General features: G+C 48.1%; 18 protein-coding genes and 1 riboswitch. Of the genes, 7 read left to right on the top strand and 11 right to left on the bottom strand.

Going from position 1 to position 19,758, the window contains the following annotated elements:
* Positions 1-23 precede the first annotated feature (23 nt).
* Positions 24-608 carry a glutathione peroxidase gene (locus tag HWI92_RS24230; protein WP_204659987.1) on the bottom strand — a complete coding sequence of 195 codons (585 nt, stop codon included), beginning with the start codon at positions 606-608 and terminating at the stop codon, positions 24-26.
* Between the two features lie 103 nt (positions 609-711).
* Entirely contained in the window at positions 712-2,490 is a 1,779-nt protein-coding gene (gene argS, locus HWI92_RS24235; protein WP_204659988.1) for an arginine--tRNA ligase, read from the bottom strand.
* Positions 2,491-2,620: 130 nt separating this feature from the next.
* Between argS and HWI92_RS24240 the strand changes: the two genes are divergently transcribed.
* A complete protein-coding gene (locus HWI92_RS24240; RefSeq protein ID WP_229248581.1) occupies positions 2,621-4,174 on the top strand; it encodes a hypothetical protein in 1,554 nt (517 codons plus the stop codon).
* On the opposite strand, the gene pyrR is transcribed toward HWI92_RS24240, so the two are convergent.
* Complete coding sequence (gene pyrR, locus HWI92_RS24245; protein ID WP_204659989.1) at positions 4,171-4,710, bottom strand: bifunctional pyr operon transcriptional regulator/uracil phosphoribosyltransferase PyrR; 540 nt, start codon at positions 4,708-4,710, stop codon at positions 4,171-4,173. The genes HWI92_RS24240 and pyrR overlap by 4 nt on opposite strands.
* Before the next feature lie 66 nt (positions 4,711-4,776).
* Between pyrR and pth the strand changes: the two genes are divergently transcribed.
* The gene (gene pth, locus HWI92_RS24250; protein WP_204659990.1) at positions 4,777-5,337 is read left to right on the top strand and encodes an aminoacyl-tRNA hydrolase; all 561 of its coding nucleotides are present in this window, start codon (positions 4,777-4,779) and stop codon (positions 5,335-5,337) included.
* A 603-nt stretch (positions 5,338-5,940) separates the two neighbouring features.
* On the opposite strand, the gene HWI92_RS24255 is transcribed toward pth, so the two are convergent.
* Positions 5,941-7,323 (bottom strand): OmpA family protein, encoded by a 1,383-nt coding sequence (locus tag HWI92_RS24255; RefSeq protein ID WP_204659991.1) that lies wholly within the window; start codon positions 7,321-7,323, stop codon positions 5,941-5,943.
* A 75-nt stretch (positions 7,324-7,398) separates the two neighbouring features.
* Between HWI92_RS24255 and HWI92_RS24260 the strand changes: the two genes are divergently transcribed.
* A complete protein-coding gene (locus HWI92_RS24260; RefSeq protein WP_204659992.1) occupies positions 7,399-8,280 on the top strand; it encodes a DMT family transporter in 882 nt (293 codons plus the stop codon).
* On the opposite strand, the gene HWI92_RS24265 is transcribed toward HWI92_RS24260, so the two are convergent.
* The 3 genes from HWI92_RS24265 to HWI92_RS24275 all read right to left on the bottom strand — a co-directional run bounded on the left by HWI92_RS24265 (position 8,281) and on the right by HWI92_RS24275 (position 11,716).
* Positions 8,281-9,069: a PhzF family protein gene (locus tag HWI92_RS24265; protein WP_204659993.1), complete on the bottom strand. Its 789-nt coding sequence runs from the start codon at positions 9,067-9,069 to the stop codon at positions 8,281-8,283.
* 126 nt (positions 9,070-9,195) lie between these two features.
* The gene (treA, locus tag HWI92_RS24270) at positions 9,196-10,746 is read right to left on the bottom strand and encodes an alpha,alpha-trehalase TreA (RefSeq protein WP_204659994.1); all 1,551 of its coding nucleotides are present in this window, start codon (positions 10,744-10,746) and stop codon (positions 9,196-9,198) included.
* A gap of 31 nt (positions 10,747-10,777) precedes the next feature.
* The gene (locus tag HWI92_RS24275; RefSeq protein WP_204659995.1) at positions 10,778-11,716 is read right to left on the bottom strand and encodes a M20/M25/M40 family metallo-hydrolase; all 939 of its coding nucleotides are present in this window, start codon (positions 11,714-11,716) and stop codon (positions 10,778-10,780) included.
* A gap of 134 nt (positions 11,717-11,850) precedes the next feature.
* Positions 11,851-11,958: riboswitch (SAM riboswitch) on the top strand.
* 162 nt (positions 11,959-12,120) lie between these two features.
* On the opposite strand from HWI92_RS24275, the gene HWI92_RS24280 reads away from it, so the two are divergent.
* Positions 12,121-13,173 (top strand): homoserine O-acetyltransferase family protein, encoded by a 1,053-nt coding sequence (locus tag HWI92_RS24280; RefSeq protein ID WP_204659996.1) that lies wholly within the window; start codon positions 12,121-12,123, stop codon positions 13,171-13,173.
* Positions 13,174-13,212: 39 nt separating this feature from the next.
* Here HWI92_RS24280 and HWI92_RS24285 read toward each other — a convergent pair whose 3' ends face one another.
* Together HWI92_RS24285 and mobA are read right to left on the bottom strand one after the other, a co-directional pair.
* Positions 13,213-13,983 carry a glycerophosphodiester phosphodiesterase gene (locus tag HWI92_RS24285; protein WP_204659997.1) on the bottom strand — a complete coding sequence of 257 codons (771 nt, stop codon included), beginning with the start codon at positions 13,981-13,983 and terminating at the stop codon, positions 13,213-13,215.
* 171 nt (positions 13,984-14,154) lie between these two features.
* Positions 14,155-14,751 carry a molybdenum cofactor guanylyltransferase gene (gene mobA, locus HWI92_RS24290; protein ID WP_204659998.1) on the bottom strand — a complete coding sequence of 199 codons (597 nt, stop codon included), beginning with the start codon at positions 14,749-14,751 and terminating at the stop codon, positions 14,155-14,157.
* A gap of 87 nt (positions 14,752-14,838) precedes the next feature.
* Here mobA and HWI92_RS24295 point away from each other — a divergent pair, with 87 nt between their 5' ends.
* The 3 genes from HWI92_RS24295 (at position 14,839) to HWI92_RS24305 (ending at position 17,624) form a co-directional block, all read left to right on the top strand.
* Entirely contained in the window at positions 14,839-15,882 is a 1,044-nt protein-coding gene (locus HWI92_RS24295) for a hypothetical protein (RefSeq protein WP_204659999.1), read from the top strand.
* A 150-nt stretch (positions 15,883-16,032) separates the two neighbouring features.
* Positions 16,033-17,148 carry a tRNA 2-thiouridine(34) synthase MnmA gene (mnmA, locus tag HWI92_RS24300; RefSeq protein WP_204660000.1) on the top strand — a complete coding sequence of 372 codons (1,116 nt, stop codon included), beginning with the start codon at positions 16,033-16,035 and terminating at the stop codon, positions 17,146-17,148.
* Positions 17,149-17,237: 89 nt separating this feature from the next.
* Positions 17,238-17,624, top strand: coding sequence for an LPD3 domain-containing protein (locus HWI92_RS24305; RefSeq protein WP_204660001.1), 387 nt, complete (start codon positions 17,238-17,240; stop codon positions 17,622-17,624).
* A 108-nt stretch (positions 17,625-17,732) separates the two neighbouring features.
* On the opposite strand, the gene rlmB is transcribed toward HWI92_RS24305, so the two are convergent.
* Both rlmB and HWI92_RS24315 read right to left on the bottom strand, forming a co-directional pair.
* Complete coding sequence (gene rlmB / locus HWI92_RS24310) at positions 17,733-18,503, bottom strand: 23S rRNA (guanosine(2251)-2'-O)-methyltransferase RlmB (protein WP_204660002.1); 771 nt, start codon at positions 18,501-18,503, stop codon at positions 17,733-17,735.
* Positions 18,479-19,723 (bottom strand): GWxTD domain-containing protein, encoded by a 1,245-nt coding sequence (locus tag HWI92_RS24315; protein WP_204664840.1) that lies wholly within the window; start codon positions 19,721-19,723, stop codon positions 18,479-18,481. The genes rlmB and HWI92_RS24315 overlap by 25 nt, the downstream gene beginning before the upstream one ends.
* Positions 19,724-19,758: the final 35 nt, after the last annotated feature.

Raw genomic sequence — 19,758 nt, forward strand, 5'->3', positions numbered from 1 at the left:
AGAAGATCTCCGGCAGGCATTTTTTAAATTCCTACTGCCTTCAAAAATTCAGGATCAGTCGGGAGTACTTTGGATGCAAAGAAGTTGGTCAGCTCTCCTTTTTCATTCACTACATACTTGCAGAAATTCCAGGTTGGAACTTTGTCATTCCATCCATTCAGATCTTTGGTAGTCAGCCACTTGTAAATTGGTGCCTGATCGTCGCCCAGTACGGATACTTTTTCAAACATCGGGAATGTTACTCCGTACGTGCTGGAACAGAAAGTGGCAATTTCCTCGCTGGTGCCAGGTTCCTGTCCGCCGAAGTTATTGGCAGGAAAACCCAGTACGACTACTTTGTCGCCATGATCTTTGTTGAATTTTTCCCAGTCTGCATACTGCTTGGTGAAGCCGCATTTGGATGCTACGTTGAGGATGACAACCTTTTTTCCTTTGTATTTGGAAAGGTCTACGGTTTCACCTCCCACCAGGCTTTTTACCTTGAAATCATAAAGCAACTGTTTGGCAGCAGGAGCTGCGGCCGGTCTGCTGGCGATTTCCGACTTGTCGGCGAAAAGGCCTGTGATAAGGGAAGCAATCATAATGAAAAGCGCTTTCATAAGTTCCATACTTGTTTAGTTGTAATTGTTACGACTACTGTAAATGTAAACGTTTATCGCCTGAATTTTCTTCCTGTACTGCCTATATGTTGACGTAAAAATCTGAATTTGGTCACATTCTTTCCGGAACTTCAATCCCCAGAAGTCCAAGTGCTTTCTGAATAGTTTCGGCCACGATCCTGGATACTTCCACGCGGAACTTTACAGCATGGGCATCCGGATCAGAAAAGATCGATAGTTCGGCATAAAACTGGTTGTAAACCTTGGCCAGCTCAAACGCATACAGCGATAGGACAGAAGGCGCAAAGTCTTCCGCGGCAGCCTGCACCCGCCCGGGGTATTGCGACAGCATGAAGATCAGCTCTTTCTCTGGTTGCTTGGGACTGTAAGTACTATCGGGAATTGCAGCACTGATTTCTGCCTGATTTGCCTTGCGCAGGATGGAACGGATACGTGCATAGGTATACTGGATGAAAGGTCCGGTATGTCCCTGAAAATCGATGGACTCCTCAGGGTTGAAAAGCATCCGTTTTTTGGGATCCACTTTCAGCAGGTAGTACTTCAATGCACCCAATGCCAGCTGATTGTACAACGTTTTGGCTTCATCACTTTCAAAATCGTCAATTTTACCCAGTTCCTGGGTGCGGTTGGTGGCAGTTTGCACCATCTGATCTACCAGGTCATCTGCATCCACTACGGTGCCCTCGCGGGATTTCATTTTCCCCGAAGGAAGGTCCACCATACCATAGCTGATGTGATAGCAGCCATCGGCATAGGAGCGGCCCATCTTTTTCAGAATCGCAAACAGTACCTTGAAATGATAATCCTGCTCATTGCCTACCACCCACAGGTAGCGGTCATTGTGAAAGTCTTTATTTTTGAGCTCCGTAGTGCCCAGGTCCTGGGTAATGTACACCGAAGTGCCGTCGCCGCGCAGTACCAGCTTTTCGTCCAGGCCCTCGTCAGCCAGGTCGATCCACACGGAGTTGTCTGCTTTTTTAAAGAAAATCCCTTTTTGTAAACCCTCTTCAATAATATCCTTGCCAAGCAGGTAAGTGTCTGATTCGTAATAGGTTTTGTCGAAACTCACGCCGATTTTACCGTAAGTCTCATTAAATCCGTCGTATACCCAGCCATTCATTTTGCGCCAGAGTTCCACGACAGCGGGATCGCCATTTTCCCATTTGAGCAGCATCTGCTGGGCTTCAAGCATCCAGGGGGCCTTTTTTGCAGCTTCTTCCTCGCTCATGCCGGCTTCGGTGAGCGTCCTGATTTGCTTTTTGTACTCAACATCAAACTGCACGTAATACTTGCCCGCCAGGTGATCGCCCTTGATGCCGCTGCTCTCAGGGGTTTCACCATCGCCAAGCTCACGATAGGCGAGCATCGACTTGCAGATATGAATACCGCGGTCATTGACGAGACAGGTTTTTACCACCTCGTAGCCACTAGCTTTGAGGATGCGGGAAAGCGAGTCACCCAGAAAATCATTCCGTAAATGCCCCAGGTGCAGGGGTTTATTGGTATTGGGAGAAGAGAATTCTACCATGACCGACTGGCCATTGGAAGGAAAGGTGCCGAAAGCAGTATCTGCAGCAATGTCCCTGATCAGCCCAAGCCAGGTATCGTCCTTTAAACCGATGTTCAGAAATCCCTGTACGACATTGAAGCTGCCGACAACCGGGGAGTTGGATACCAGGTAGTTACCGATTGTCTGCCCGATTTCGGCCGGTGCCTTCCGGGCAGTTTTGGTTAATGGAAAAGTGACAAAGGTGTAAAACCCTTCAAACTCTTTTTTCGTGGGCTGTAACAGGACTTCATCAACAGCTATTTCGAAGTGGGTCTGGACTGCTTTTTGAATATCTTCCTTTAAAATTTCTTCAATAGTCATGGAATAGAAGTAACTGGGAAATGTTTTTATTTAAATAAAATAATTTATACTATTAAATAGTATTCTTATCCATTTTGATGCAAAATTAGGGTAATTATTGATGAGAGTCGTACCTCAGAAGGAAGAAGTTATGAATAGCAGTACCGTGAGATGGTTCGGGATTTGTGTCGCCGTGGTTCTTAGTCTGATCCTTCCTGTAACCACTTTTGCTCAGCTGCAGCAGTCTGATCGTCTCGAAATTCCCGCAAGCTCATCATCTACCGAACAATTCGAAGTTTTCAGTCTTGGAGAGCAGGGATTGCTCTCGGTCGTACGCGGCGACGAATACTACGGCAACCGGAATGAGCAGTGGCAGTTTGTAAAATACGACACGACCATGAAGGTCGTGTGGCGGGCAACTTACAAGCTGGATTTCAGGTACATACCTGTGATGGCCTACAAAGGTGCCGAAAGCGGCTTCTGGCTTTTTGCCGAGCCTGATACCGATCGCTTCCTGTTTATGCAGCTAAACTTTAGTGACGGTTCTATTGATACCTACAAAGGAAACCTGCTGGCAGGTGTGGATGTACAGCATTTTAAGGTGATCGGGAGCAAAGCACTTGTTTCGGGCTATTACAGGTCAAGGCCGATCGTCATCGTGCATTCGTTTTTTGATCATACAACCCGGGTATTACCGGGATTGTTTGAGAAAAATACAGAGTTGAACAATGTGGATATCAATGAAATAGATGGCTACATCAATGTAATTACCTATGCATACCGGAAGAAAAACTGCGTTTTTGAAATCAAAACCTACAATTACGACGGCAAGCTGCTGAAACGTACCAGCCTGAGTGATCCGCGGTATAGTATGATATCGGGACAAATTGTTCCGCTGAACCCGGACGATTCGTACCTGATCGGCAATTACTCGGTAGGCTGCACCCAGTATTCGCAGGGCTTGTACATTACCCATATTGAAGAAGATGTGCCGCGCGAACCGCAGTTCATCGAATTTTCAGAGCTGCAGAATTTCTTCAACTACATGAAACCACGCCGCAAGGCGAAGATGCTGGAACGTATCGGCAAGCGCAAAAGCCTTGGTAAGGAGAACAAATTCAGGTACCGGCTGTTGGTGCATGAACTGATCCAGACCGAGAATGAAATCGTGTTGGTGGCGGAAGTTTATTATCCCAATCAGCGCTCGTCCAACCCGGTGATTGCCGGCGGCATTTCACGCCCCTACATTTCCCGCACGCTGGAAGGTTACCGGTATACTCACGCCATTGTGTGTGGTTTTGACAGAAATGGAAAATTTATCTGGGACAATTGCATTACCATCAAGGACCTGACCAGCTTCGACCTTCAGGAAATGGTGCAGATCACGCCGGTGGACGACTACTTTGTACTGGCTTACCCGCAGGATGGCGAAGTGCATACCGAAGTGATTCGTCGCAATGAAGTGGTCGTGGAAAGTGAAAAGTTCAAGATCAGTCCCAAGTCAGAGAAAGAAAAGGTGCTGAACAATGAGGACAGCTACCTGTCGCCCTGGTATGGCCAGTATTTTCTGGCTTATGGCATGCAGCGACTCGGAACGTCCGCCATCGGGCAGGGCCGTGAGGTATTTTACATTGATAAGCTGACTTACCGCACCCAGGACATCAGCAAGGCGGCCGACAAGGAAGAAGCCTCTCGTCCGCGCTAGTCGACCATCCAGATCCGATCGGCTTCAAAACCCTGCTCTTTCCACTCTACCTGCACGCGCTGGCTTTCCAGTGTGCTTACCTGCATGCCTGCATAATCCGGGTCAATGGGCAGCTCGCGATTGTAGCGCCGGTCAATCAGCACCATCAGCTCCACCATCTTGGGTCGGCCGAATGCGGTCATAGCGTCCAGGGCTGCACGTACCATGCGTCCGCTGGCGAGTACATCATCGATCAGAATCACGCGCTTGCCCTCGATCAGAAAGGGAACGTTGGTTTTATTGGGCAAAAGGGGCGACTCTCTTCTTCGGAAATCGTCACGATAAAAGGTAGCGTCCAAATGGCCGAGAGGAATATTCCTGCCTGTGTGCTCCCTCAGTTTGACCACAATGCGCTCTGCAAAGTAGATGCCGCGGGGTTGGAGCCCCATCACAACTGAGTCGGAGAAGTCCTGATGATTTTCAATGAGTTGCTGGCAAAGTCGGCTGGTCATAATTTCCAGCAGAGGGCTGCTCAGGATCAATCGTTTTTGGGGCATGATATAATTTCCCTGAATTTTAGCCTAAATTAAACGCTCAATCACGAAATCAAAAACTTTTACCCGATGAAATATCTGATTGCCGGCTTGGGCAATATTGGTCCGGAATACGCTTTCACACGGCATAATGCGGGCTTTATGGTGCTGGACAGACTGGCGGCACAGCATGATTTCAAGTTTAATTTTGAAAAGCTCGCTTTTACGGCCGAGTGGAAGTTCAGGGGCAGGCAGATTCATCTGATCAAACCAACCACTTATATGAACCTGAGCGGCAAGGCGCTGCGCTACTATATGGATCAGTACAAAGTGTCGGCCGAGCAGGTGTTGGTGATCGTTGACGAGTTGCAGCTCCCCTTTGGTACATTGCGGATCAAGCCCAAGGGAAGTGCCGGAGGTCATAATGGTTTGAAGAATATAGAAGAATTACTTGGAACTACCGAATACCCCAGACTTCGATTTGGAATAGGGAATAATTTTCCACGTGGGAGGCAAATTGACTACGTGCTGAAAGCATTTTCAAGCGAAGAAATGTCAGAATTACCTTTCGTGCTGGATAAAGCCGGGGATATTGTTACTTCTTTTTGCACTATGGGAATACAATCAACAATGAATAATTATAACCAATGATTGTACATTTTTAATAAAATATAAATATTTCAAGATCGTAGATTATTTTGAAATATCTACTTTAAGCCAAATTTATGCAAATGGAAAAGGATAGAAGTGATAGGATTGTGGGATAATATAGCTCATATTAATATTTAATTCCAAAGAAAATTCGGCTGATAGGATTTTGTACAATTTGTAATTTCAAGATTATTAATGACATTTGCATTGTGATTGAATTGTATAAGTTTAACAATTCAGCATGTAGGACAGGTAGAAACGGTGCATATTGGTGTTTCTTATTCCTGTGAAATGTTTTTGAGCGGCTATAAACTGAAAAGATGTTTAGTCGCAGCTTTAAAAAGAGCCAGAAAGAACCGATTCGTATATATACCAGGTTACGCTGCTTCTTAAATGCTGAAAAGTGAGTAACATTCATAAGTTTGTTACTTTAATAAATAGCTGGAACGTTTTTAATGGTGTGTGAATTACTGTAAAGACTGGCAAAGCAGAATAACCGGATGAAACCGGATTTTGGCCAGGCAACTCAGGAAAGATATTTAAGATAAGAAAAGGTTAAGGGTTTAGGAATAGTCAGTATAAAGCCATCTCAGTGAGATGGCTTTATCTTTTTACAGGCTCCGCCCATACCTCCACGCGCCTGTTCGATTTTTTCAGTGCTTCCGACCGGTTGACGCGGGTAGGCTGCGCAGGTCCGAGTCCCTTTCCCTCTATGCGTTCTGCACTTATTCCTTTTTGCAGCAGCTTGTTCTTCAATGCATTGACACGCATATTCGACAGCTCAATGTTCTTTTCAAAGTCGCCGGTATTATCGGTATGTCCTTTAAGAATCAGCCGCAGATCGGTTCGTTTTTGAAAGTAAGATACAACGGAGTCTAACTCGGCCTCAGTGCCGTCAAGCTCGTCCGTGCCTTGCTTGAAATAAAAAGTTACCATCGGAGCTGTAAAGGATTCCTGGCTCAGGCTGATCAGCGACTTGACTTCCTGATTTCTGTTGGTGGTTTTTACCGGAATGCTCTTCGGCTCAAATCCGTCTGCCTGGGCCGAGATCCGGTAGGATTCAAAGGGTACCAGCTCAAACTCGTAGATTCCATCCACAGTTTTGGTACGTGCTACCAGCGAGTCATTGGCCGACTTCCTGACGAGCACGTCGGCTCCATTGACCGGACGAAGGTTGCTGCCATCATACACCCTGCCTGTCACGTGCGATAAATTTTTCTTTGCCGGTCCGGCGCCGGGAGCAGATTTTGAAGAGGCAACTTCCTCATCTTCTGTGTCTTTTTGCCCATAGCTCTTGGCAATGGTATGATAACTCCTGCGGATGAACACAGGCGTCATCACCCGGTCGTAGAGGCGGATGAGCGCAATTGTCCCCGAACTCGACTCATGATTGGCGATCAGGTCGTCCTGGAAAAAGTTAAGCACCTGGTCGGCATCCAGCATACCTTCCGTACCCGGATCCTTAAATTCGAGCTTTGATTGCCCATTAATGTACATTTTGATGATTTTTGTCTCAAAATCACGGGAATATACATAGTGCACGTAACGATCAGCATGGACCGGGGCCTTTCCTCCGATTGCAAAATCGTAAAAGTTCAGCTTGCCGTCGTAGATGTAGCTGCCATAGTCACTCTTGCGATTTTTGAAGTCAAGCACACGTTTCCAGCTGTCGAGCTCCGCGAGTTTGAAATAGATTTCGACAGTAAAAGATTTATTCAGAAAACCTTTTGCCTCCGCATTGTTAAACTGAAGACCGCTGTTTTTCTCAAATACATACGTACTTCTGCTGAGATCTTCCGTGCCGGGAATCTTTTCTTTGACAACCTGTCCGGGTGTGCCCAGCGGTTTCAATGCAATGCCGCCGCTTTCGATAGGGTTGAACCCATTGTTGAAATCATAGGTCCACTGTTGCTGTGCAAACACCCGGGAACCACACAGGATAATCAGAAACAAGGTGGTGAGCTTCCCGATTATTTTGTTACTCATGCCCAAAAATATGAAAAGTGAACAGCGAAGCCGAAATACATCACGTAATTTTGGGACATAATTTTTTGTTTGCGTGTGAAAAATATTGGCATTGGAATCCTGTTTTCCATTCTCTGGTCATCGGCGTCGGTCGCTACCAAATTCGGTGTAATATCTGTACCCCCGCTGCTCCTGGCAAATATCCGTTTTTTCATCGCGGGCAGCATTTTACTTGCATTCTCGTACTTGTTTACCCGCGATCCGTCGTACAGGCTGCCCAGCAGGACGGAGTTCAGGCAGCTGGCTTTGTTCGGATTTTTGAATACAACGCTCTACCTGGGTTTATACGTGTTTGCCATGAAATTCACAGCGGCGGGTATCGGCAGTCTGTCCACCTCCACCAACCCGCTGATCATTGTGCTGCTCTCCTCCTGGTGGCTCAAAAGACGTCCGAAAAGTGAGGAGTGGATGGGAATTATCATGGGAATGGCGGGCGTGGGACTGGCTACTTACCCGCTGCTGGGTGACAGTCATACAACTCCTGCCGGTATTATGCTGCTGGCTGTCAGCATGGTAGCTGTGTCGGCAGCGAGTGTTTACTATGCTACCATCCAGTGGACTTTGCCCAACCTGCTGATTAATGGCTGGCAGGTGATGATCGGGGGCTTGCTGCTCCTGCCTGCTACTTTGCTGTTCAGCGATTTTTCAGTTGCACAATGGGATATGAGGTTCTGGGGGTCGGTGTTATGGCTCAGCCTGGCAGTGTCGATCGTGGGACTGATATGCTGGTTTTACCTGCTCCGCCTGGATACGGTGCGGGCTTCGCTCTGGCTTTTTCTATGTCCTTTATTCGGTTTCTTTTTTGCCTGGTGGCTTATGGATGAGCCGGTTACCATTTACACGGTACTTGGCACCCTGCTGGTGATCGGCGGCTTGTATGCAGGCCAGCGTACCCGGCTTGCTGGCAAAAAATCCTGATCAGTCGACCAGGATTTCGCCTTCAAGATAAAGTTTGGCTTGTCCCCCGATGTACACGCGGTCGCCATCGAGCTCACATTTCAGAAAGCCGCCGCGCTTGGAAAGTTGTTTGGCGGTAAGGCGGTTTTTAGAAAGACGTTCGGCCCAGTACGGGATGAGCGTCGTATGCGCCGAGCCTGTCACAGGATCTTCGTCAATGCCTGACTGCGGTGCAAAGAATCTTGAAACAAAATCCACGTCATTACCGGGCGCGGTCACAATAATACCCCGGGCGGGGATGGTTGACAAGATGATGATGTCCAGATCGAGGTCAAGTACTTCCTGCTCAGAGTCAAGTACAACCAAGTAGTCGGATCTGCCTTTGTACACTTCCAGCATCGTCACGGAATGGATACTTTCCACCAATGCGGGTGGCGGTACTGCTACCTGAAACTGGTCGACTGGAAAGTTCAGCGTGAGCCAGTTGTCCATGCAATCAACAATGAGCTCACCGCTGCGCGACTCGAAGCGGATGCGCTGACCATCGTATTTCTTTATATTAAAAATCACGTAGGCAGCTGCCAGCGTGGCATGTCCGCAAAGGTCTACTTCTACCGTAGGTGTAAACCAGCGGATATGAAATCCATTTTCAGTTGGTACGTAAAAGCCGGTTTCGGCCAGGTTATTCTCAGCAGCAACTGCCAGCAGGGTAGCGTCGGGAAGCCATTCTTCAAGGGGAACAATGGCAGCAGGATTACCGCCGAAAAGTTTATCAGTGAAAGCATCAATCTGATATATGGAAAGTTTCATGGAGTGTTCGGTGGAATGATAATATACCAAGGTATTAAAAATATCTTCTACAAAAAGGAGTATTGTCTGGAATTTTTCAAGATCAGATTAGAAACTCATTAGCATATTATAAAATGCAGTGGGTGCTCACCGCTGGTGCCGCTTCATCCGCAGGTATACGCCATTGGTCCAGCCAAAACCTTCCTGGTTTTCGTACTCGCCGCCGCCGGCCAGCAGGTTGGTATCGGCCACGTCGTACTTTTCAAGCATTTTACCCGAGTGCTTGAATTCCTTGTCAATCAGGGAAAGCCAGTTCTCATTGAGCTGATTGGCAATGCGGTTGAAATTGTAATTTCTTAATCCCTGATACGCAATCCACTGGAGAGGAGCCCAGCCATTGGGCGAATCCCATTGTTGTCCCGATCGTACTTTGGTGGTCAGCAAACCGCCGGATTTCAGAAAGTTGAGCCGCACATAGCCGCGGATGTAGTGTGACTGATCCTTACGCGCAAGTTTGAAAAACAATGGAAAAAGGCCGGCCAGTGTCAGGGGCCGGGTAGATTGCTGCTTTACAAAGTCGTAGTCCATGAAAAACTTCCGCTCGTCGTTCCAGAAATATTCGTGGATAGCCACTACCCGTGCTTTTGCTTTTTCCTCAAATTCGAGGTGCATTTTACGGTTATCGCCCAGCAGGTATGCCTCTGCCAGTGTTTTTTCCAGGTGATACAATAGACAATTCAGGTCTACGGGCAGGATATCGGTTGTATGGATCGTAGAAAAATCATTTTCATCGCCAAACCACCTGCTGCTGAAGTCCCAGCCCGATTCGGCAGCTGCGCGGATGTGCCGGTACAGCTGGTCACGCGGAGTGCCGTATTTTTCAAAAGCTGCGTCCGCCAGCTCAACATCCTCCCGGTACGATTCGGGCCGGGGTGTCGCCCGGTCGTCCCAGTACCTGTTCAGAACCTTGCCGCCGGGTAGATGTACTACTCTCCGGTAGGCCGTAAAGTCCTTTTTTGCTGCTTCATCATCATTCATCCAATAGTTGTACTCCTTCTGAAGTTGCGGCAGGAAGCGCGTCAGTATCTTATTATCCTCCATTTCGGCGTAAAGACGCACCATCAGGGAGAAAAAAGGCGGCTGCGACCGGCTCAGGTAATAGGTCCGGTTGGCTGTAGGTACATAGCCAAAGCTGTTGATGAGGTAAGCAAAGTTTTCAACCATATGCCCGATCAGCTCCTTTTTGCCCGATTCGCGCAGCCCTAGCATGGTAAAGTAGCTGTCCCAGTAATATATTTCACGGAACCGTCCGCCGGGTACTACATAAGGATGGGGCAGGGGAATCAGCGAGCCGCCCCGCTCCTGGTAATCCGGCTGGCGGGTGAGTACGGGCCACAGCCTCTCGATGTGGTCGGAAACGGGCTTGGAAGTATCTGCATGGAATGTGGACACGTAATGTGCCGGCATCTGGAAATGTTTTTCAACAAACTGCGACAAATTGAACCCAGGTTCACTCTTCTCGTGATGGTACCTTTCTATAATCAGTACAGGATCATCGATCGGCAGGGAGTCGGCAAAAGTTTTGGAATCCTTGAATATTTTACTATTTTGCACATCCCTGAACAAACTTCCGTACAAATCTTCGGGTGAAACATGTGAATGACCGTAAGTAAAAGAGGGGGCGACAAAACCGAACAAAACCTGATTGTTTAAGGGTGAGACATCCGACTTACTTTACCTCACTAAAAGTGAGCCTGGGAAGCTTCATGGCATTTTCAATGATCGCGATCTCAATGTTCAGGATGGCAGCTTCCGCTTTGGAATCCACTTTGGCGGGATCGTCCGTCGGCTTATGATAGTCGTCGTGGCCGCCGGTATGGAAGAAAAGTACAGGAATGTTTTTGGTATAAAATGAACCGTGGTCAGAGCCGCCGCTGCCTGCCTTGTCTGTAAAGAATTTGGCATCACCTTTTACACCTTCAAAAACCGCCGGCCACTCGGAGGCAGTACCAAACCCGCCGATACCTACTCCGCGCGCAGGATCGTACCGGCCTATCATATCCATGTTGGACATAAAGTTGACCTGGTTCAGCGGGATAGTAGGATTGTTTACAAAGTAGCGCGAGCCTACCAGCCCCAGCTCTTCGGCCCCAAATGCAATGAACAGGAAATTGCAGCTTTCCTTCACACCATTTTCAGAAAAATACCTGGCGAGTTCCAGCAGTCCGGCCACTCCGGACGCATTGTCGTCGGCACCATTGTGGATCTGACCTTCGGGCTTCTCAGCTTTGGAACTTCCCTGCATGCCCATGCCCAGATGGTCAAAATGCGCTCCGATGATAATGGTATAGGGTGCCTGATTATCGAGAAAGCCAATAACGTTCCTGGTTTCACGTATGCTGTCGGGGACGACCACACGCCGGATTTTGGCGGTAAAAGGCTGATAGTATCCCGTGGTACCCCTGGGCGCCAGGCTGTATTTTTTGAATGCACGCGCGACGTATTCGGACGCTTTTTTATTTTCCCGGCTGCCGGTACCGCGTCCTTTCATCTTGTCGGACGCAAGCTTGTTGACGTGCTTGGCGATGCGTTCCGGATCGGGCCGGATACCTTGTGCAAAGAGCGGTGTTGTAAAGAAGGAAAGAAGGCAGATAAGAACAGTTTTCATAAAAAGCGGGTAACAAAACGCCAAAGATAAGCCCGCTGGAAGGCCTCACAAGAGAATTTCGGCATTTGTTTGTTTTTTCAGGCACCTGCCTTTAATATTGCAACATCAATCAATTCGCTTCACTGCCAGCAGTTGATTTATAAAGAAGAGGCGAGAGAATGGGCTCTACGAACCTCTGGCAACCTGCTACCACTGTGGAGAAAGGTGCTAATTCCCACCTAAGTTATTAGGAGATATAAATTCAATTCGTTTGAAATTACTTTTGGAAATTTCTGTAAGCCGAGTGGCTTTATATTCTCTTATACCCGTGAAATCCTGAATGGCACGGCTCATGGTTTATTTTTGTCCTGCGGGGCAATGGTAGGCTGGTATAAAAAACAATTTAACCACGTGCGCTGGCACCTATGCAACCGGAACAGAAAATCTTTAAATATCCCTACGCCTATGCCCTCGAAATGGGCGGGGAGCTGCCAGGCTTTGAACTTACTTATACTACTTACGGGTCGATCAATGAGGAAGGGACCAACGTTGTATGGATCTGCCACGCACTGACGGGCAGTGCCAATGCGACCGACTGGTGGGACGGGCTGGTGGGGGATGATAAATATTTCAATCCGCGGGAGCATTTTGTGGTTTGCGCCAATATACTAGGGTCGGCTTACGGCTCCACAGGCCCGCTGTCGGTGAATCCGAGAACGCATAAGCCTTACTACCGCGACTTTCCCACCGTAACGGTCCGTGACGTGGTTGGTACACTGGACCTGCTTCGCCAGGAGCTGGGTATCCGCAAAATTAATATGTGCATAGGCGGCTCGCTGGGCGGGCAGCAGGCATTGGAATGGGCGGTGGAAGTGCCCGACATTTTTGAAGAACTGATCCTGATTGCATCCAATGCATTGCACTCTCCCTGGGGTATTGCATTCAATGAGTCACAAAGAATGGCGATCGCGGCGGATCCTACTTTTAAGGAAGAAAAAGACGATGCGGGAAGCATGGGAATGCGGGCGGCGCGCTCCATTGCATTGCTTTCCTATCGTAATTATGATACCTATAATTTCACCCAGGCTCGCGACAATCCTGATCAGATTGATGATTTCAGGGCATCGTCGTACCAGCAGTACCAGGGTGATAAGTTTGTGAAGCGGTTCAATGCATTTTCGTACTGGATACTGTCCAAGATCATGGACTCCCACAATGTAGGACGTAATCGCGGAGGTATTGTACATGCACTCGGGCAGGTGAAGGCCAAAACGCTCGTGCTGGGTATCAAGTCGGATCTGCTTTTCCCGCTATCGGAGCAGCAGTTCCTGGCCCGCCACATTCCCGATGCCGTTTTTCAGGAAATAGACTCCCTGTATGGTCACGATGGATTTTTGATCGAATACAAGCAGCTCACACAGGTGATCCGCGCCTGGCGGGAAACAAACGGACAGCTTCAAACCGCAAAAATCGGGTAAGCCCCGATTTTTGCAACTGATCCTATATTCTCCCGAAATCTATTTTGTAATGCGGAGGAGCAGCTCGGGCTCGTTGGTAGTGATAAAATCCACATTCTTTTCGAGCAGCCATTTCATTGTTTCCTCGTCATTGACGGTCCATACATTCGTGGTCATTTTCTGGTCGTGCATGGCGCGGATGTAATCTTCATTTTTCTTGATCACGGTGTAGTGGTAATCAATACCATCCAGTCCGGCTGCCCTGATCTCCTCAGGCGTTTTGTCACCCATCAGGTACTCCACGTGAGCTTTCGGCGCCAGTTCCTTTACTTTTTTACAAACATCGAAGTCAAAAGCAATGTAGTCCGTAATGCCGGCTACTTTCAGGTCTTTCACCATTTTAACGCATTTGGCGGCAAGGGCCAGTGAACGTTCCTTGCTTATTTTGGAAGTTTTGATTTCCAGGATCAGACGTGTTTTCTTTTGTTTTGCACCGGCCTTCAGGTAAGCTTCCAGGGTAGGGAGCGGTTCGCCATTATCCAGTTTGATCTGCGACAGCTCAGCGGAGCCCGTCGTTTCAATATTGGTACCCTTAATGGAATGGTCATGCAAAACATACAATACCGAGTCGGCCGACATGTGTACGTCGAACTCGCTGCCATAGCACTTCATTTTGATTGCATGTTCCAGCGCAGCAATGGAGTTTTCGGTGGCGCCGGTATTTTTCCAGGCTCCCCGGTGGGCAATCACCTTGTTCTTATTTTGCGACATACCGTCAAAGGATGTAAGGCTGAATGCGGCCAGTGTCATGGCCAGGATCATTTTTTTCATTTGGTAATAAAAGTTTTAACTACTTCAATAAGGAACCAGCACGCGCAGTTTAACCCTGCCTGACTGATTTCCGGAGGCGAAAATTACAGCAACTTTGCGCCAGCAATGTTAGCATTGTATTAATTCTTCCGCTTTTCACCTGGGCACACATTGACAAAAACAGAGCAAGACTTATAATTCCGAATTTTGCTGCAAAAGCATTCTTGCATGCTCATATTCCTGCGGCGTGTCCACACTCGTCATAGTCAGCTCACTTTGAGGAGTGTACTGCTGCGTCTTGTAATTTTTCAGAAAAGACTGAAGACTGGTTTTTCCCTGATGAAAAGAGCTTTCCAGTAAAGGAATACTTGCTGCGGAGTACCAGCCAAGCAGCGGCTCGTACCAGCCTTCCCGATTAAAGTGTACAGCTGCGATACTTCCGGGATCAATGTGATGTAAAAAGCCGGTTAATGATGCCTCCGAAATGAACGGATAATCGCATCCAACAAGCAAAAAGTCACCGGTACCCAGCATTTTTCGGGCTGAAAGCAAGGCCGCTATGGGTCCGTTTCCGGCAAATTCAGGCGCGTCGGTTATCACACGAAAGCCGGGCAGGACGGATGGAGCCTGCATAGGATTGCACGACAGCCATACTTCGCTGCATATTGGGGCAAGAAGGTCATACAGGTGGTACCGCTGTGGTTTTTGGTGGTAAACGAGCAGACTTTTGTCCGTGCCCATGCGTGTGCTGAGGCCACCACAAACAACAATTCCGATCGGCTTGCGCATGATAGCGGGGTTTCTTATTGCTGGGGAAAATTCCGGTAAAGTGAACTTTACACGCAATTTGAGCGGAAAAATAGTAATTTGAATATTATGGAACAGGGTGATGTAAGAATACTGAAAAAGAAGCCAATTTATCCCGTCAGTGCTGAACTGCGCAAATACCTGCGTTTTTACCAGCGTGATGCCAGGCTCCCGGTAGGTTATCATGACCTGGTTAATTTCTATGAATCGTTTCCCCTGACTGATAAAAATGGAAAGGATACCCTTTGGGAAAGTCCGATGTACCCGCCGCTCGAAGTGGAGCGCCTGCACAACGGACTCAAGAAAGCGTATGCCATGCTGAAAGCTTCCGGCAACCTCAGGATTGTGGAGCACAAGTACATTGAACGCATTGATTACTGCAAGTTCGGGAACTCTAATCCGTTCAGGATCAAGATTGTAAACCGCCTGAATGATATTTACGATTACTTTTATGTAAAAAAAGCCGACGCCTCCCGCATTTACGGACTTGAACTTGAAGAGATTTTTTCACCCAATCAGGTGAACTACCTTGTGGATGGCGATTCGCTGATTGAGGAGCACATTGCAGGCATTCCGGGCGACGAATTTGCCAAATCGCGCCTGCGCCACACGGACTATAATCCGATACGGATCGCCAAGGAATTTGTCAAGTTTAATGAACGCTGCAAGATTACGCTCCTGGGCGATATGCGATCCTACAATTTTGTCATGCAAATCACGCCCGATTTTGACGATTTTCAGTTCCGGCTTCGCGCCATCGATTTTGACCAGCAGTTTTATGAAGGCAATGCAAGGGTGTATATGCCGCAGTTTTTCAAGGAAAACAAACCTTATGTAGAACTGGCGATGGAGTGTCTGACAGACAAAACCGTGCTGCAATACCAGCAGGAGGAACAATCGTCGATCATGTATCAGGCACGCAGTGACAAGCACCGGCTCAAAGAGTTGCGCGACGTTTCGATCAAGGATAATATTTCCACCACAGATAACATTCACCAGCTCCGTGATGGCCTGGCGGCTTACTATGCCGACCAGAATTACAGCAAATGTGAAAGCATGACCGAAATTGTCGAGCTGAATATCAAGAATGTAATCAGACAGGTAATTGCCTGAGCAATTCAGTACCAGCAGGCGTTCACACTGGTCCTGCAAAACTGACCCGCATTATCCGTACCTTTGCGGAACCTGACGGTCGATTATGGCTGTTACAGGTTTTCAAATTTACATAATCGGAAGGCATTCAACCTTCGGCTGATTTATCCAATGAGCAAACACGGACGCATTCTTGTCGCCATGAGCGGCGGCATCGACAGCTCGCTCGCAGCTGTCCTACTTCACGAACAAGGTTACGAGGTCATCGGGATGACCATGAAAACCTGGGATTACGCCAGCAGCGGCGGTACCAAAAAAGAAACCGGCTGCTGCTCCCTCGACTCCATCAACGACGCCCGCACAATTGCAGTCGAACTCGGTTTTCCGCATTACATTCTCGATATCAGGAATGAATTCGGCGATTATGTGATCGACCATTTTACCGGCGAATACCTGGAAGGCCGTACGCCCAATCCTTGTGTACTTTGTAATACGCACATCAAGTGGGATGCATTGCTCCGCCGCGCCGACCGCCTCGACTGTGAGTTTATTGCTACCGGGCATTATGCCAATATGCAGTTCAGCAACGGCAGGCATTATGTTTCCAAAGGCGTAGACACCTGGAAGGATCAGAGCTACGTACTCTGGGGGGTTTCACAGGAAAGTCTTTCCCGGACCAAGCTGCCGCTAGGACACCTGCGTAAGTCGGAAATCAGGGAAATGGCGCGGGAGCGGGGATTTATTGATCTGGTCAATAAATCGGAAAGCTACGAGATCTGTTTCGTGCCGGATAATGATTACCGCGGGTTTCTGAAAAGACGCATTCCCGGCCTGGAAGCCGAGGTGGCAGGCGGTAACTTCGTTTACGCGGATGGTACGGTTGTCGGAAAACATGAAGGTTATCCATTTTATACCGTTGGTCAGCGGAAGGGACTGGGTATCGCACTGGGACGTCCTGTTTTTGTAACTGAAATCCGGAAGGATTCCAATGAAGTAGTGCTCGGCGACATGCCTGACCTTTTCCGCGACGGCATGCATGTCAGCAAGCTGAACCTCCAAAAGTACGCTTCTATCGAGCAGCCGCTTGAAACCATCACCAAAGTCCGCTACAAACACGACGGCACGCCTGCAATCATTGAACAAACCGGTCCTGATCAGATTGTTGCCCGTTTTCACGACGGCGTCAACGGCATTGCACCTGGCCAGGCGGCTGTTTTTTATGAAGGTGATGATGTGGTAGGCGGAGGCTGGATTATGAAAAGCTTCCGGCAGGAGCGGGGCTGGTAATCAGGTCAGGTTTCGTTAACTTGCCCTTTCCGCACCAATTACTTTACTCAATTTCCTCTGTATTGTTTACTACAAACCAAACATGACAGATGGATTTAAATCTCTTGCGCCGGGTGGCGAGGGAAAGAGTAAAAGTTGACCTTGTAGCAACAGAAATCGGCATTTACAGAAAAGAGCTGGATGCGGAAATCAAGTTTAATATGTCTGGGGTGAAGGAATGCATTAACCAGCCATTTGACCCCTATCCGGATAAAATACTGTTGCTGATTGAAGGCTTGGAGGATGCGCTCAGGGGCGCTAGGTATGTCGGGTTTACTTCACATCAAAATCATCCGAAGCAACACGTTATCGGATACCACTTCTTTGAAACGGAAATAGGCGGGAAGACCGCCTATTTTAATATTCAATTTACAGTTCAAAACCGCTATTTTCTGTATTCAATCACGGAATCGATCCGGTGGGAGACCCTGGAATAAAAAAACACCTGACGTGCTTAGAGGAGATGCAATCCAATGCCGGTTCAGGTGTTATGCAAATGTAACAAAAGTGAATGAATAAACATTCTGCAATTCGGGACAAAAATTTTAAACCAGCCGTTGCCGCACTGCTTCATACAATATGACCGAGCAGGCCACCGAAACATTGAGCGATTCAACCTGCCCGTTCAATGGAATCTTGGCACTCGCATCAGCCATTTGAAGGAATTCCCTTGAAATCCCGTCTTCCTCAGATCCCATGATGATCACCGTAGGAATGGAATAATCCACCTGGTACACGGATTTTTCGGTCTTTTCTGTACAGGCAATAATCTGCAAGCCGCTGTTTCGGAGGTAAGTCAGGGTTTCGCCGAGATTCGGCTCCCGGCAGATTGGCAGGAAGTTCAATGCACCGGATGAAGTTTTCATAGCGTCTGCATTGATCTGCGCACCGCCTTTCATCGGAACAATAATCGCCTGTACACCGGCACATTCCGCCGTACGGGCAATTGCTCCAAAGTTGCGGACGTCGGTAATGCGGTCGAGCAGCAGGAAGAGGGGCGTTTTGCCTTCTTCAAAAACCTGCGTAAGCACATTGTGCAGCGGCATGTACCGGATTGGCGATACAAATGCAATAACACCCTGGTGATTTTTGCGGGTTATGCGGTTGAGCTTTTCAACCGGTACCCGCTGCAAAGGAACTTCGCGTTCTTTGGCGAGCTTTTCGATCTCGTTCAGACCAAACTCGCGCTGAACAAACAGTCTTTCGATTTCTTTTCCCGAACGCAATGTTTCCAGCACTGACTGTGTGCCAAATACCATATCTGCCTGCGACGGTCTGGGGGCCGGTTTTCTTACCGGATACTTCCGTTTCTCCATGCTTCTACTACTGGATACCAGATTGGCTGGTATTCGGCATAGCGAACCAGTTCATAATGATCATCCACAAATTGATTGTTTCTGCGATTAAAAGTAAAATTCACATTCTGTGCATTGCCGCGACGGTCGTAGGTCCATACCTCACGATCCTTGCTGCGCTGCACCTTATCCGGCGGTCCGAGGACGATATATATCATTCCCTTATCGGTTTTCCAGCCTTCCTTATAAGTGGTAAAAAGCTGATTGGCTTCCTCTACACGGCCATAGTAGGCACGGATGGACTGCTGCGCCAGCATGGCATTTCCATTCATCAGCGTAAGCCAGTATTTGTCGAGTGCTTTTTTAAAATCATCCGCCTTTTTGATCTCACCAATTTCATTGTTGGTACTCATATAAAGCAGCGGTTCCAGCAGAAGCTGCGGACGTGTCATTTTTGGAAAACGTTCGTTTACAACAAGTAACCCCAGACCTTCCGACTTGCTGGTGTCTGCAAAAATGTTGTAAAGTCCTTCTTTCGTAAACCGCAGCGGCTCATTGGCATTAATGCTGAACGTGCTGTCAATTTCAAGCGTCTTCCCGGCGTTCTTCTGAGCGACGTTCATAGGAGAACCTGCGGCCTCAAAATCGTGATTGTAGTAAACCACGTGAAGCTGGGCCGGGCTTCCTTCGGTATTTTTTAATGTAAATTCTTCATTTAAATTGATGTAATGCCTTTGTAGCGGCTGTGTGCTGGTGGCTGTGTACACGCCATAAACCTGCCCCACCGCCATTTTCTTGAAATGGATCGTCAGGTCATTCAATACTTTTTTCAGCGTGCCTGTCTGGCTGATTTCGCTTAAAAGTACGCCATAGTCCTTGTTAGGGCTCTTGATTTCGTACCGAATCACGATTTTATCGCCCACCTTCGACACATTGGAGGAGTCAAGCTTTACATTGCCATAGCCAAGCCTGTCGCGCGTGCCGTAATCTGAGTAGATCACGTAGTTCAGGTTGTAGGTTCTGATAAAGTCTTGCGCAGCAATCGGGTTTTTACCTTTTAATGCATCAACATACAGGTATACAGTTGACTGGGTAGTATCTTTTAAAAGGTATTTGCTCTGGATGGAGATCAGCGTATACTCTTCACTGACGGACGCAACGGCGGCCTGCTGATCCGTGGGGCGTACCTGTGCTTCCGGAATTTGCTTCTGGGTTTTGCTGGACGATGCGCAGCCGGCCATCAGCAGGACAGATATGATATAAGTAAAGGTGCTTA

Source organism: Dyadobacter sandarakinus (assembly GCF_016894445.1).
Classification (GTDB): Bacteria; Bacteroidota; Bacteroidia; order Cytophagales; family Spirosomataceae; genus Dyadobacter; species Dyadobacter sandarakinus.